Origin of the sequence: Mycobacterium sp., assembly GCF_019247635.1 — a bacterium.
Taxonomy (GTDB): domain Bacteria; phylum Actinomycetota; class Actinomycetes; order Mycobacteriales; family Mycobacteriaceae; genus Mycobacterium.
This window is the reverse complement of sequence record NZ_JAFBAR010000110.1, coordinates 19329-33349: the sequence shown is the minus strand read 5'-3', so window position 1 is coordinate 33349 and position 14021 is coordinate 19329. Positions and strand designations below refer to the sequence as shown.

At 68.0% G+C, this 14021-nt stretch carries 11 protein-coding genes and 2 pseudogenes; 9 read left to right on the top strand and 4 right to left on the bottom strand.

Features of this window, described 5'->3' with window-relative positions; all coding sequences use genetic code 11:
* The 7 genes and pseudogenes from JO236_RS18935 to JO236_RS18905 form a co-directional block, all read left to right on the top strand.
* Positions 1 to 911: pseudogene (locus JO236_RS18935) on the top strand (adenylate/guanylate cyclase domain-containing protein); the annotation flags it as partial.
* Between the two features lie 979 nt (positions 912 to 1890).
* The gene (gene mihF / locus JO236_RS18930) at positions 1891 to 2205 is read left to right on the top strand and encodes an integration host factor, actinobacterial type (protein WP_036355303.1); all 315 of its coding nucleotides are present in this window, start codon (positions 1891 to 1893) and stop codon (positions 2203 to 2205) included.
* 4 nt (positions 2206 to 2209) lie between these two features.
* On the top strand, positions 2210 to 2827 hold the full coding sequence (gene gmk / locus JO236_RS18925; protein WP_293333918.1) for a guanylate kinase: 618 nt from the start codon (positions 2210 to 2212) through the stop codon (positions 2825 to 2827).
* A gap of 20 nt (positions 2828 to 2847) precedes the next feature.
* On the top strand, positions 2848 to 3177 hold the full coding sequence (gene rpoZ, locus JO236_RS18920) for a DNA-directed RNA polymerase subunit omega (protein ID WP_293333915.1): 330 nt from the start codon (positions 2848 to 2850) through the stop codon (positions 3175 to 3177).
* A gap of 19 nt (positions 3178 to 3196) precedes the next feature.
* The gene (gene coaBC / locus JO236_RS18915) at positions 3197 to 4450 is read left to right on the top strand and encodes a bifunctional phosphopantothenoylcysteine decarboxylase/phosphopantothenate--cysteine ligase CoaBC (RefSeq protein ID WP_293333912.1); all 1254 of its coding nucleotides are present in this window, start codon (positions 3197 to 3199) and stop codon (positions 4448 to 4450) included.
* A 99-nt stretch (positions 4451 to 4549) separates the two neighbouring features.
* Complete coding sequence (metK, locus tag JO236_RS18910) at positions 4550 to 5761, top strand: methionine adenosyltransferase (RefSeq protein WP_293333909.1); 1212 nt, start codon at positions 4550 to 4552, stop codon at positions 5759 to 5761.
* A gap of 230 nt (positions 5762 to 5991) precedes the next feature.
* Positions 5992 to 7098 carry a GGDEF domain-containing protein gene (locus tag JO236_RS18905; protein ID WP_293333906.1) on the top strand — a complete coding sequence of 369 codons (1107 nt, stop codon included), beginning with the start codon at positions 5992 to 5994 and terminating at the stop codon, positions 7096 to 7098.
* 141 nt (positions 7099 to 7239) lie between these two features.
* Here JO236_RS18905 and JO236_RS18900 read toward each other — a convergent pair whose 3' ends face one another.
* From JO236_RS18900 to JO236_RS18885, 4 genes and pseudogenes are all read right to left on the bottom strand, one after another.
* Positions 7240 to 7812: a pyridoxamine 5'-phosphate oxidase family protein gene (locus JO236_RS18900; RefSeq protein WP_293333903.1), complete on the bottom strand. Its 573-nt coding sequence runs from the start codon at positions 7810 to 7812 to the stop codon at positions 7240 to 7242.
* Positions 7813 to 7832: 20 nt separating this feature from the next.
* Positions 7833 to 9305 carry a flavin-containing monooxygenase gene (locus JO236_RS18895; RefSeq protein WP_416362287.1) on the bottom strand — a complete coding sequence of 491 codons (1473 nt, stop codon included), beginning with the start codon at positions 9303 to 9305 and terminating at the stop codon, positions 7833 to 7835.
* A 5-nt stretch (positions 9306 to 9310) separates the two neighbouring features.
* The gene (locus JO236_RS18890) at positions 9311 to 10273 is read right to left on the bottom strand and encodes an alpha/beta hydrolase (RefSeq protein WP_293333897.1); all 963 of its coding nucleotides are present in this window, start codon (positions 10271 to 10273) and stop codon (positions 9311 to 9313) included.
* 4 nt (positions 10274 to 10277) lie between these two features.
* Positions 10278 to 11255, bottom strand: a pseudogene (locus JO236_RS18885) (alpha/beta hydrolase).
* Here JO236_RS18885 and JO236_RS18880 point away from each other — a divergent pair.
* Together JO236_RS18880 and JO236_RS18875 are read left to right on the top strand one after the other, a co-directional pair.
* Positions 11254 to 11997: a lysoplasmalogenase gene (locus JO236_RS18880; protein ID WP_293333894.1), complete on the top strand. Its 744-nt coding sequence runs from the start codon at positions 11254 to 11256 to the stop codon at positions 11995 to 11997. The pseudogene JO236_RS18885 and the gene JO236_RS18880 sit on opposite strands and share 2 nt — an antisense overlap.
* Before the next feature lie 75 nt (positions 11998 to 12072).
* The gene (locus JO236_RS18875) at positions 12073 to 14019 is read left to right on the top strand and encodes a primosomal protein N' (protein ID WP_293333943.1); all 1947 of its coding nucleotides are present in this window, start codon (positions 12073 to 12075) and stop codon (positions 14017 to 14019) included.
* The last annotated feature ends 2 nt before the right edge of the window (positions 14020 to 14021 follow it).

The window sequence follows — 14021 nt, the reverse complement described above, 5'->3', positions numbered from 1 at the left end:
CGTGGGCCGAAGAGCTCATCGAGCCCGCACGCGCCATCGACCATCCTCGGCTCGCGACCCTATATGTGGTGGCGTCGAATTGCTATATGGCCGGACGGATCGATTCGGGCATTCGTTACACCGAGGCCGCCGAGCGGGCGATCAGCGATGGAAGCGAACACCACATTCCATACGCCGTATGCTCCCTCGGCGGTGCGTATGTAGCTGTGCGGCAGCCCGAACGGTGGATCGAGTGGTGCCACGCTCAGCTCGCGCGCGGTATGGACACCCACGGGTTGACCACGGTGTGCCTGCTCATGGGGCTGACGGTTACCGGCTCCTTCGACGAGGCGATGGCGGTCGCCAACGGTTTGATCGAGGCGGCCGAAGCGACAGACAACCCGTACGCGCTTTCAATTGCGCTGCTCGCCTACGGCTGGGCCATCTACGACGCCGACCCAGCCGGCTCGCTCGCTGCCCACCGCCGTGGAATGGTGATCGCCCAAGACAGCGGCAACCGCTCCGCCCTGTCACACCTTGCTACCAACCTGTGCCGCGCGGAGGCCCAGTACGGCGACCCGCTGGCCGCCTTCGATTACTTCACCATGGCGATCGGCAACTATCACGACTCGGGCAACACCTACATGATCCGCGGCCCCCTGGGGTTTCTCGCCCCACTATTCGACCAGCTCGGACGATACGAGCCGGCGGCCACCATCGCCGGATTCGCCGCCCAATTCCCGGTCCCCGCCGCCATGTCGGAGTTGAACGCCGCGATCGCTCACCTTCGCGAGGTGCTCGGTGATGCGACCTACGAATCGCTCGCCAGCCAGGGCGAGGCAATGACCCCCACCGATATGGCGACATACGTCTACGACCAAATCGAACAGGCCCGAACAGAACTGAACGCCAGCTCGAATCGGACGAGATAGGGCAGTCCCGAAAGTCAGTCGCAGCTCTGTGCGACGAGCACGGTCGCAGACTCGACGTGGCTCAGTGCCCATCGTGGGCGGCCACGTCGCAGCGGCACAACTGTCACATGCGTCTGTGCGTCGGTTGTCACCCGATGTGCCCGGCTCTGAGCGACTGTGTTCGGTGGCGCCGTGCCGCGAATGAAGTTGTCGCGCAGAGGCGGGCACATCGGGTTGTGCTCCCGACGTGGGCCAGTGTTCTGGATGTGGCTAGAGGTAGCGATGTGAGAATCTGAGGTGCCCGTGAGCACGACGCCCTATGAGGACCCTGGGTGACCGGGCGGGGACGGCACTGAAACCTATTGAATTCTGTTGCGCAACAACGTACTTCCGGCTCGCAACTTCGGGTCCGGGGTGCGCTGACCCGGGCCGCCCAGAAATCCGCAGATCATCGGCCTGCGGCAACCACGTGCCACAAATCGTGAGACAAGTCCGGTGAGGAGGCAGGGGAGTTTCGAAAGTCAGTCGCAGCTCATCCGGTCGCCGCGGCAGTCTTCGTACCGCACAACATCCCGATCCGGCTCACGACGACGCCAGCGCCAAGGCCCGACGCCCCGGGACGCGACACGCGCGACACGCGCGAATTTCCGTGATTCACCGCGCCAAGACTTGCGACGGCCTGCCGCCACCCGCCGCACCCGACCACCGGAGACCGCCGCCACGGCGCGTCGGTGCGACAAAACGCCCTAAAAGCCCTGCTAGAACCCCCTACCGGAGCTCAGGGGCCGGTCGTGACGCCGTCATGTCCCGAAGCCCTTAACGACGCCCGAAGCAGCCCCCACCACCAACTTGCGCACTGCCCACGCTGGGCATTTGTCCACAAAACGAGGGGGGCGGGTTAGATTTCGTTCCGAAGCGTGAGTACGGTCGTTCCCGCTGGCTGGAGTACCCGGCCGAGACAAAAAGAGATCGATAGTTATCGATGAGATACGGAGGAATCGTGGCCCTTCCCCAGTTGACCGACGAGCAGCGCGCGGCCGCGTTGGAGAAGGCTGCTGCCGCACGTCGAGCACGAGCAGAGCTCAAGGATCGGCTCAAGCGTGGCGGCACCAACCTCACACAGGTGCTCAAGGACGCCGAGAGCGACGAAGTTCTGGGCAAGATGAAGGTGTCTGCGCTGTTGGAGGCGTTGCCGAAGGTGGGCAAGGTCAAGGCGCAGGAAATCATGACCGAGCTGGAGATCGCGCCGACCCGCCGCCTGCGGGGCCTCGGCGATCGTCAGCGCAAGGCACTGCTGGAAAAGTTCGGCTCCTAGGCCGGTGAGCGCCGGCGGGGGGCCGGGCGCCGGCCGTGTGGTCGTGTTGTCCGGTCCCTCGGCCGTCGGCAAATCATCGGTGGTCCGGTGTCTGCGTGAGCGGGTACCGGACCTGCACTTCAGCGTCTCGGCCACGACGCGGGCGCCGCGGCCGGGCGAGGTCGACGGCGTCGACTACCACTTCGTCAGTCCCGCCCGCTTCCAGCAACTGATCGACGACGGCGCCCTGCTCGAGTGGGCCGAGATCCACGGGGGGCTGCAACGGTCGGGCACGCTGGCCGAGCCGGTGCGCCTGGCCACCAGGTCGGGCCATCCGGTGCTCATCGAGGTCGACCTGGCCGGGGCCAGGGCCGTCAAGAAGGCGATGCCCGAGGCCATCACCGTGTTCCTGGCGCCGCCCAGCTGGGAGGATCTGCAGGCCCGACTGGTCGGCCGTGGCACCGAAACGGCTGAGGCTATGCAGCGCCGGCTCCACACCGCGCGCATCGAACTGGCCGCCCAACACGACTTCGACGAGGTCGTCGTTAACAGGCAATTGGAATCTGCGTGTGCAGAATTGGTATCGTTGCTGGTTAGAAACAGCGCCGGACCAGGCGCAGGCCTCCCCAACAACCCCCGATAATCCTGCCAGGAGACTTTTACGTGAGTATTCCCCAGTCCGACTCGCTGGCCGCGGTGCCCCCCGTGGATCAGTTCGACCCGTCCGCAGGTGGTCCGCGCGCCTACGACACCCCGCTGGGCATCACCAACCCGCCCATCGACGAGTTGCTGGACCGCGTCTCGAGCAAGTACGCGTTGGTGATCTACGCGGCCAAGCGCGCCCGGCAGATCAACGACTACTACAACCAGCTCGGCGAGGGCATCCTCGAATACGTCGGTCCGCTGGTCGAGCCGGGCCTGCAGGAAAAGCCGCTGTCGATAGCGATGCGCGAGATCCACGCCGACCTGCTCGAGCACACCGAGGGCGAGTAACGGGGCGGGGCCCGGCGTCATGGACGGCAAGGGGAGCCCGAAACGGGTCATTGTCGGCGTCTCGGGAGGCATCGCCGCCTATAAGGCATGCACCGTCGTCCGCCAGCTGACCGAGGCCGGTCACAGCGTCCGGGTCATCCCCACCGAATCCGCCCTGCGCTTCGTCGGCGCCGCCACCTTCGAGGCGCTCTCGGGTCAGCCGGTGCACACCGGCGTGTTCGAGGACGTTCCAGCGGTGCCGCACGTCCACCTCGGCCAGCAAGCCGACCTGGTGGTGGTCGCGCCGGCCACCGCCGACCTGCTGGCCCGGGCCGTGGCCGGCCGGGCCGACGATCTGCTGACCGCGAGCCTGCTGACCGCGCGTTGCCCTGTGCTGTTCGCGCCGGCGATGCACACCGAGATGTGGTTACACCCGGCCACCGTCGACAACGTGGCCACGCTGCGCCGTCGCGGTGCGGTGGTGCTCGAACCCGCCTCAGGGCGGCTCACCGGCGCCGACAGCGGGGCGGGACGCCTGCCCGAGGCCGAGGAGATCACCACCCTGGCGTATCTGCTGCTGGAGCGGCACGACGCCCTGCCCTACGACCTCGCCGGCCGCAAGCTGCTGGTGACCGCGGGCGGCACGCGGGAGCCGATCGATCCGGTGCGTTTCGTCGGCAACCGCAGCTCCGGCAAGCAGGGCTACGCGGTCGCGCGGGTGGCCGCGCAGCGCGGCGCCGAGGTCACGCTGATCGCGGGGCACACCGCGGGGCTTATCGACCCGGCCGGTGTCGAGGTGGTCCACGTCAGCTCGGCCCAGCAACTCGGCGACGCGGTGTCCAAACACGCGCCCGACGCGGACGTGCTGGTGATGGCCGCCGCCGTCGCCGACTTCCGGCCCGCGCAGGTCGCCGCCGCCAAGATCAAAAAGGGGGACGAGGGGCCGCCGAGCATCGAACTGGTGCGCAACGACGATGTGCTCGCCGGTGCGGTGCGGGCCCGCGCTCACGGCCAGCTGCCCAAGATGCGGGCCATCGTGGGGTTTGCCGCCGAGACCGGTGACGCCAACGGCGATGTGCTGTTCCATGCCCGGGCGAAGCTGCGGCGCAAGGGCTGCGACCTGCTGGTGGTCAATGCCGTCGGCGACGGCAGGGCGTTCGAGGTGGACAACAACGACGGTTGGTTGCTGACGTCCGACGGGACCGAGTCGGCGCTGCAGCACGGGTCCAAGACGCTGATGGCTAGCCGTATCGTGGACGCGATCGTCACGTTTTTGCACGGTGACGTCGGTTAGCCGCCAAGTTGCATTTGCCCGGCTGAGCCGGTTGAGTTAAGACACCTAAAATAATTTGCCTAACTAACGTTTAGTTCAGGATGAGCGGAAGGACACAGAGTGAGCGAGAAGGGTCGGCTGTTTACCAGTGAGTCGGTGACGGAGGGACACCCCGACAAGATCTGTGACGCGATCAGCGACTCCGTCCTCGACGCGCTTCTAGCGGAGGACCCCCGCTCACGTGTCGCGGTCGAGACGCTGGTGACTACCGGGCAGGTGCATGTGGTGGGCGAGGTGACGACCTCGGCCCAAGGGGCATTCGCCAACATCACCAACACGGTCCGCGAGCGCATCCTGGAAATCGGCTATGACTCGTCGGACAAGGGCTTCGACGGAGCGTCCTGCGGCGTCAACATCGGCATCGGCGCGCAGTCACCCGACATCGCCCAGGGTGTCGACACCGCGCATGAGGCGCGTGTCGAGGGCGCCGCGGACCCGCTGGACTCCCAGGGCGCCGGCGACCAGGGCCTGATGTTCGGCTACGCCATCAACGACACCCCGGAGCTGATGCCGCTGCCGATCGCGCTGGCCCACCGGCTGTCGCGGCGCCTGACCGAAGCGCGCAAGAACGGTGTGCTGCCCTACCTGCGGCCCGACGGCAAGACGCAGGTGACAATCGCCTACGAGGACAACGTGCCCGTGCGGCTGGACACCGTGGTCGTCTCCACCCAGCACGCGGCCGACGTCGACCTGGAAAAGACGCTGGATCCCGACATCCGGCGCGAGGTGCTCAAGACCGTGCTCGAGGACCTGGCCCACGAGACGCTGGATGCCTCGTCGGTGCGGGTACTGGTGAATCCGACCGGCAAGTTCGTCCTGGGCGGCCCGATGGGCGACGCGGGGCTGACCGGCCGCAAGATCATCGTCGACACCTACGGCGGGTGGGCCCGTCACGGTGGGGGCGCCTTCTCGGGCAAGGATCCGTCCAAGGTGGACCGCTCGGCGGCATATGCCATGCGCTGGGTGGCCAAGAACATCGTCGCCGCAGGGTTGGCGGAGCGGGTCGAGGTGCAGGTGGCCTACGCCATCGGAAAGGCGGCCCCCGTCGGTCTCTTCGTCGAGACCTTCGGCACCGAGGCGGTGGACCCGGTCAAGATCGAGAAGGTCATCCCCGAGGTGTTCGACCTGCGGCCGGGCGCGATCATCCGCGATCTGGACCTGTTGCGGCCGATCTACGCGCAGACCGCGGCCTACGGCCACTTCGGCCGCACGGATGTCGACCTGCCGTGGGAGCGGCTCGACAAGGTCGACGACCTCAAGCGCGCCATTTAGGTCGCGCGCGCCCTGTAGGTTGCGCGAACAGACGCAAAAGCACCCATTTCGTACCGAAATGTGGTGCTTTTGCGTCTGCTGGCGAGGGTTGCGTTACCAGGGACCGCCAAACGCCGTGTCGAAACCCCTGCTCGGAGATACATTGTTAGCCGTACTGTTTCGTTCAGGCCCACCGCTAGGTAGTTAAGCGTGGGACTCGTGGGGCGGGGGGCCCAGCAGTGTGGACCGCGTTGGCTGATCACTGGCAGGAATCCGATCGGTACACATGGCTCACGGAGTACTTGAGTGCTCGCGGCCTGGAGACGCGAATTCGATGGACGATCGCCGCGGCGTCCATCGCTTCCTGCTTGCTGCCGCTGACAATGTTGTTCAGTGCCAGCGGACCGCGCGGCCCACTGGCCCGAACGGTCACGATCACCGCGGTGGTCTGCGTGACCATAGCGGCGACGTGGTGGACCCGTCGGTGGCCGACTCGCCGCAAAGCGATCGGGTATGCGTTCATCGCCGACGCCGCGACCGCCGCGATCTGTCTCAGTTACCACGACCCCCTTATCGGTCTCGTGGGTTGCATATTGTTCACGCTGATAGGCGGTTACATCGCGTTCTTTCACTGTGGCTACGTCCAGGCGGTCAACGTGTGCGTCGGTGTCACAACCGCCACGCGGCTGTGGTGGTCCGCCTGGCAGCACAGTGGCGACGTGATAGTCACGCTGAACGTGTATGTCGTCGTGACGGTCGCAACCCTGGCTCTATCGGCCGGTCACATCATGGTGCACTTCTTCGGCATCGACGTGGCGGGCGCCGATATCGATCCGTTGACCGGCCTGCTGAACCGTCGGGCCTTCTACCGGCGCGCCGATCGGTTGCTGGCTGCGCACGGGTCGACGGCAGGACGCCGCCTCTGCGTAACGATGATCGACCTCGACCACTTCAAGCGGCTCAACGACTCTCGGGGTCACCAGGTCGGCGATTCGGCGTTGATCATGGTCAGCAACCTGACCAAAGAGATAGCTGACGACGCCGCCATCATTGCGCGCATCGGCGGCGAGGAGTTCGTCGTGGCCGAGGTCGGCGATCTGACCGAGACCACCACGCGCGCCACGTCGTTGTGTGCGGCCATCGCCGCGACCGACTTCAAAATCACTGCCAGCATTGGCGTAGCCAGCCTCGCCACCCCGATCGTCAGCGCCGAAGGCGGCGACGTCATCGACATGCTGATCGAAATCGCCGACGCCGCAATGTATGACGCCAAACGCGCCGGCGGCGGCCGCGTGGGCATCCAAGCCGATTCAGCGCCGCGACGTGCACCGGCGCGCGTCGTCAGCGGGGACGCTTAGGGGGAGCGGAGCGGGCCGGGGTACCCGCGCGCGGCGCCAGGTACCCGCGCGCGGCGCCAGGTACCCGCGAGCAGACGCGAAAGCACCTCATTTCGGCACGAAATGGGTGCTTTTGCGTCTGCTCGCCACCAACTCGCACCACTAAAGGCCCGGCGGCAGCGGGTGGTCGGGGTCCAGCGCGGGCAGGCCGTCGATGCTGCGCCTGTTGCGCTCGGCGATCAGCTGAGCGTACTTCTCGGCGGGCGCCTTCGCGTGATGCGAGTCCAGCACCGGCCGCTCGTCGACGAGTTCGTAATAGGGCACCGCGTACCCACAGGCATCCGCGATGCGTTCGACGTCGACGACGACAGCGGCCCGAACTCCCGGATGCAGGTTAGCGAAATATACTCTGAGACTATCGAATTCGTCGTCGTCCGGACGAACAACCCGTCCGGTTCCGTACAACCGCAGGATGCGCGAGTTGCGGGTGAACGAGCAGAACATCACGGTGATGCGGCCGTTGTCGCGCAGGTGAGCAATCGTCTCGGCCCCGCTGCCGAACAGGTCGATATAGGCGACGGTGTGGTCGTCGAGCACGGCGAAGGTGTCACTGTATCCCTTGGGGGACAGGTTGATTCGGCCGCCTTCGGAGGGAGCGGTGGCGACGAAGAACATGGCCTGCTGCTCGATGAACTCCCGCAGCGAGTCATCGATGCGTGCAAACTCTTTCGCCATGTTCGTCGCCGAGCCCAGCCCTAGCCGGTGAACCGGTAGTCGTCGAGGTCGAAAGTCTTACTGCGCCAATACGCCTCCACCGTGGTGGTCGGGCGCAACGGGACGTCGCCGTTCTTGTCGAAGTAGTAGCTGTTGGCCAGCCGACAACTGTCCTGCCAGAATACCTGCCGGTGCCGCCGCCGGAGCACCTCGGCGAAGTAGCGGGCGTTGGCCTCCTCGGACACCTCGACACGCGTCGCTCCGTCGCGTCGCGCCCGTTTCAGGCAGCGCAGGATGTGGTGGGTCTGCGTCTCGATCAGCGCGAAGTACGACGACCCGACGTAGCCGTACGGACCGAACACGGTGAAGAAGTTCGGATAACCCGGGACACTGACGCCCTGGTAGGCGTGCGTGCGGTGCTCGCTCCAGAACCGGCCCAGCGACTGGCCGCCCCGTCCGAGGACCGGATAGGTAAGAACGTCGTCGGTGTCCAGCACGTTGAAACCGGTCGCCAGGATCAGCACATCGATCTCGTGGTCCGCGCCGTCAACGGTGGCTACCGCCGTCGGCGTGAACTTGTCGATCGGCTCGGTGACCAGTCGCACGTTGGCGCGGTTAAACGTCGCCAGGTAGTCGTTGTGGAAGCCCGGCCGTTTGCAGCCCACCGCATACCGCGGGGTGAGCCGGTCGCGCACGTCGGGATCGTCGACCTGCTCGCGCAGGTAGCGCCGTCCCATCGACGCGCTCCAGCGCGCCAGCGGAAACACCGTGAAATATTGCGCCGAGATGGGGAAGGTCGCCTCGACATAGGCCTGGCTGAGCAGACGTTGGATGGCTTTGCCGCCGGGAACTCGCATCGCCCAGCGCGCGGACGCCGGCAGCGGCACATCGAACTTGGGGAAGCACCAGATCGGGGTCCGCTGAAAAACGGTGAGGTGCGCGACAATTGGCGCGATCTCGGGAATGATCTGGACCGCCGAGGCCCCGGTGCCGAGGACGGCAACGCGCTTGCCGGCCAGGTCCTGCGTGTGATCCCAGCGCGCCGTGTGCATGGTGACGCCGTCGAAGGAGTCCACGCCGTCGATGTCGGGCAGCTTGGGCGTGGTCAGCACGCCGCAGGCGTTGATCACGAACCTCGCGGTCACCTCGCCGCCGGGGTCCGTCTGCAACCGCCACACACCGCACCCGTCGTCAAACGAGGCGCTTAACACCTTGGTGCGCAACCGGATCCGCGACCGGATCCCGTACTTGTCGACGCAGTGCTCGGCGTAGGCCTTCAGCTCGCGGCCGGGAGCGTAGGTCCGCGACCAGTCCGGGCTCTGCTCGAACGAGTACTGGTAGGAAAACGACGGAATGTCAACGGCGATACCGGGATAGGTGTTCCAGTGCCAGGTACCGCCGACTCCGTCGCCGGCCTCGAGGAGGTAGTCGCCGAATCCGGCCTCGTCGAGCTTGATCGCCGCGCCGATCCCGGAGAATCCGGCGCCGACGATCAGTACCTGATAGTCCGGAATCTGGGTCAACTATGCAGCGCCTTCTTCAGCACGGCCAGCGCGCGGTTCGTGGCTTCGGCGGCGGCCGGCGACACCAAGGCCAGGCTGGCGTAGCCGTGCACCATCGTCGGCTCGTTGGACAGCTCAACGGGCACCCCGGCGGCGCGCAGCAGCTCGGCGTAATGGGCTCCGTCGTCGCGCAGCGGATCATGGTCGGCGGTGCCGATGAAGGCCGGTGGCAGGCCCGAGAAGTCGGCGGCATTGGCCGGGGCCAGGGTCGCCGGCAGTGCGCCAGGGTTGCTGATGTCCGTTCCCGGCACGTACCAGCCGACGAAGGCCTCGATGACGTCGCGGTCCAGGATCGGTGCGTCGGCGTTCTCGGCGAACGATGGCAGCGACATGTTCCCTGTGGTGGAGGGGTACCACAGCATCTGGAACACCAGCGGCGGGCCGCCGTTGTCGCGGGCCAGCTGCGCCATGACCGCGGAGATGTTGCCACCCGCGGAGTCACCTGCGACGGCGATGCGTTTCGGGTCGCCGCCCAGCTCGGCGGCATGCTCGCCGACCCAGCGCAGCGCCGCCCAGCAGTCCTCGATCCCGGCCGGGAACGGATGCTCGGGGGCCAGCCGGTAATCGACGGACACCACGATGGCCTCCGCGCCGACGGCGTGCGCGCGGACGACCGGATCGTGGGTGTCCAGGTCACCCAGACACCAGCCGCCGCCGTGATAGAAGACGACGACGGGCAGGTTGTCCCGCTGCGCGACGGGCGGCCAGTAGATCCGGACCGGCACGCGCAGGCCGTCGTATTCCACCGTCCGTTCCTCGATCCGCAGATCAGGAAGCATTTCCGGCGGTGCCTTCAGCTGGGCGAGTCGCGCACGGGCGACCTCGACACCCTCGGCCGCGGTGAAGGTCAGTGGAACGGCGTCGAGCAGCGCCTTGAGCATGGGATCGATGCCGGGTCGAGTGGTGGTCGGCTGAGTCATGCGATCACCGTACGCCCGACCGCCGCAGTGCAGTTCGCAGCGCCGCCAGCCCGCGATCCGCGGCGGCGGTGGCGGCCGGCACCACGCCGGCGTAGCCGACATCGCCGTGCACCATCGTCTCGGCGTTGTGCACCTCGACGGGGACACCGGCGGCGGCCAACAGTTCGCCGTAGCGGATGCCGTCGTCACGCAGCGGGTCGAAGCCGGCCACCCCGATGTAAGCGGGGGGCAGGCCGGCCAGGCTCTGCGCCCGGCCCGGGGCCATTCCCGGCGGCGGGTCGGACAGGTCGACTTCGCCGGCGTACCAACGGGAAAAGTTGGCGATGGCCTTGGTGTCCAGGACCAGTGCGGTGGCGTTCTCGGTGAACGACGGCAGCGATTGGTCCCACAGCGTGGACGGATACCACAACAGCTGGAAACAGATCGGCGGACCGCCGTTGTCACGCGCCTGTTGCGCGACCACGGCGGCGATGGTGCCGCCCGCCGAATCCCCGGCGACCGCCAGCCGATTGGCGTCGGCGCCCAACTCCGAAGCATGCTCGGCGACCTATACCGTTGCGGCCCAAGCGTCTTCGACGGCGGCGGGGTAGGGGTGCTCGGGCGCCAGCCGGTAGTCGACCGACACCACTATCGTGTCGGCGCCCACGGCGTGTTGCCGGCAGGAGCCGTCGTGGGTATCGAGGTCGCCCATGACGAATCCGCCGCCGTGGAAGTACACCAACACCGGCGCCGCCGCGCCCGGGACGGATTCCGTTGCTGGCCAATAGATCCGGATCGGGACTCCGCCCGCGGGCCCGTCGATCGTGCGGTCTTCGACGCGCAACTCGGGATGTACCGGCCGGCGCGGCAGGTCGCGCAATCGTTGCCGTACCGCGTCGATTCCGTCCTCCGTTGATAGCCGGAACGGAACCGAATCCAGTACCTTCAACAGAATGGGGTCGATACTCGGCTTTTCCTCGGCTGTTTTGTCCAAATTGGGCATGGAGGTACCGTACGCACCTCGTATGGTGGCCGGCGGCTGGGTGGTCGCCGGTTGGGCGGGCATCGCCTATGGCGTGTATTTGACCGTGATCGCGTTGCGTTCGCCGCCCGGCGTTCCGCTGACCGGCCACTGGATTCTGCAGCCGGTGTTCAAGGCGTTGATGGCGGTGCTGCTGGCGTTCGCCGCGACCGCGCATCCGAGCGTCCGCGAGCGCCGGTGGCTGATGCCGGCGTTGTTGTTCTCGGCCGCCGGGGATTGGTTGCTGGCGATTCCGTGGTGGACGCAGTCGTTCATCTTGGGGCTGGGGGCATTCCTGTTGGCGCACTTGTGTTTCCTGGCCGCGCTGCTGCCATTGGTGCCGCGGGCCAAGCCGTCGCCGGTGCGCGTCGCCTGCGTCACGCTGATGTGTCTGGTGTCCGTGGTTTTGCTGGGCTGGTTCTGGCCGCACCTGGGCGGCGACAAGATTCCGGTGGCGGCCTACATCGGGGTGCTGACCCTGATGGTCTGTGTGGCGTTTCTGGCGCAGTTGCCGACCATTTGGACAGCCGTGGGCGCGGGGTGCTTTGCCGCGTCGGACGCCATGATCGCCATCGGCCGGTTCATCCTGGGCAACGAGGCGCTGGCCGTGCCGATCTGGTGGTTGTACGCCGGGGCGATGATCCTGATCACAGCCGGGTTCTTCTTTGGCCGCGACCTCGACGCCGCCTCCGAAGACGACACCGTGATCTTCGACGGCAGCTGAGTATCGTTGGGCACCAAGATATCTCGTGGTCTGCCCACGCCCGTCGAGGTGGAGCCGATCGCTAGGGTACTGCCGATGCTGTCGGTGCCGCATCTGGATCGCGAGTTCGACTACCTGGTGTCGGCCGAGCAGTCCGACGATGCCCAACCCGGCGTGCGGGTGCGGGTGCGCTTCCACGGCCGGCTGGTCGACGGCTTTGTGTTGGAGCGCCGCAACGACACCGATCACACGGGCAAGCTCGGCTGGCTCGATCGCGTGGTGTCGGCCGAAGCGGTGCTCACGCCGGAAATCCGCCGACTGGTCGACGCGGTCGCGGCGCGCTACGCCGGAACCCGCCCGGACGTCTTGCGGCTGGCGGTGCCGGCCCGGCATGCCAGGGTAGAGCGCGAAGCCACGACGCTCCCCAGCCCGCTGACGGTCGCGCCGGTCGACCCGTCGGCCTGGGAGACCTACGGCCGCGGCGCGCAGTTTCTGGCGGCCCTGGCCGAGTCGCGTGCCGCCCGCGCCGTCTGGCAGGCGCTGCCGGGCGAATCGTGGGCCGACCGGTTCGCCGAGGCCGCCGCGCAGACCATCCGAACCGGCCGGGCGGTCCTGGCGATCGCGCCCGATCAGCGAGATCTGGACACGCTGTGGCACGCCGCGACGGCCCGCATCGACGAGCGCAGCGTGGTGGCGCTGTCGGCGGGCCTCGGGCCCGCGGCCCGCTACCGGCGCTGGCTGGCCGCGCTGCGCGGCAGCGCACGGCTGGTGATAGGCACCCGCAGCGCGGTGTTCGTGCCACTGAGCGACCTCGGCCTGGTCCTGGTCTGGGCCGACGCCGACGACACGCTGGCCGAGCCGCGGGCACCGTATCCGCACGCCCGGGAGGTGGCGATGCTGCGCGCACACCAGGCCCGATGCGCGGCACTGATCGGTGGCTATGCCCGGACCGCCGAAGCGCACGCGCTGGTGCGCAGCGGATGGGCGCACGACATCGTCGCCGCGCGGCCCGTAGTGCGGGCGCGCACCCCGCGGGTGGTCGCCCTCGACGACGGCGGCTACGACCAGGAGCGCGACCCGGCAGCGCGCACCGCCCGGCTGCCCTCCGTCGCGCTGCGCGCCGCCCGGTCCGCGCTCGAAGCCGGGGCGCCGGTGCTGGTGCAGGTGCCGCGCCGCGGTTACGTGCCGTCGCTGGCGTGTGGGCGCTGCCGCACGATCGCCCGGTGTCGGCACTGCAGCGGTCCGTTGTCGCTGACCGAGCGGGCCGCGCCCGGCACCGTCTGCCGCTGGTGTGGCCGCGTCGACCCGGCGCTGCGCTGCACGCGCTGTGGTTCGGACGCGGTGCGCGCCGTGGTCTTCGGGGCCCGGCGCACCGCCGAGGAACTGGGCCGGGCTTTCTCCGGGACCACCGTGGTCACCTCCGCGGGCGAGGCCATCGTGTCGGAAGTGGCCGCCAAGCCCGCGCTGGTGGTCGCCACGCCGGGGGCCGAGCCGCGCGCCGTGGACGGTTACGGGGCGGCCCTGTTGCTGGACAGCTGGGCGCTGCTGGGCCGGCAAGACCTGCGCGCGGCCGAGAACGCGCTGTGGCGCTGGATGAGCGCGGCCGCGCTGGTGCGGCCCCGCGGCGACGGCGGTGTGGTGACGGTGGTGGCCGAATCATCCATTCCCACAGTGCAATCGCTTATCCGTTGGGATCCGGTGGGCCACGCCGAGGCCGAGTTGGTGGCGCGCGCCGAGGTGGGCCTGCCGCCCAGCGTGCACATCGCCGCGCTGGACGGCACCGCGGCGCCGGTCGCGGCGTTGCTGGACGAGGCGCACCTACCCGAAGACGCGGATCTGCTCGGCCCGGTCGATCTGCCGCCCGGCGTGCGACGGCCCGCGGGCACGCCGACCGGCACCCCGGTGACCAGGATGCTGGTGCGGGTGCGCCGCGATCAGGGTCTGGCGCTGGCGGCCGCGCTGCGCCGCGGTGTCAGCGTGCTCAGTGCCCGGCAGACACACGAGCCGGTGCGGGTCCAGATCGACCCGCTACACATCGGGTGATG

Bases quoted from the DNA above. Each gene is read 5' to 3' on its own strand.
- JO236_RS18875 (WP_293333943.1), top strand. From the start codon at position 12,073: ATGCTGTCGGTGCCGCATCTGGATCGCGAGTTCGACTACCTGGTGTCG.
- JO236_RS18880 (WP_293333894.1), top strand. From the start codon at position 11,254: ATGGAGGTACCGTACGCACCTCGTATGGTGGCCGGCGGCTGGGTGGTC.
- JO236_RS18890 (WP_293333897.1), bottom strand. From the start codon at position 10,273: ATGACTCAGCCGACCACCACTCGACCCGGCATCGATCCCATGCTCAAG.
- JO236_RS18900 (WP_293333903.1), bottom strand. From the start codon at position 7,812: ATGGCGAAAGAGTTTGCACGCATCGATGACTCGCTGCGGGAGTTCATC.
- coaBC (WP_293333912.1), top strand. From the start codon at position 3,197: ATGGACGGCAAGGGGAGCCCGAAACGGGTCATTGTCGGCGTCTCGGGA.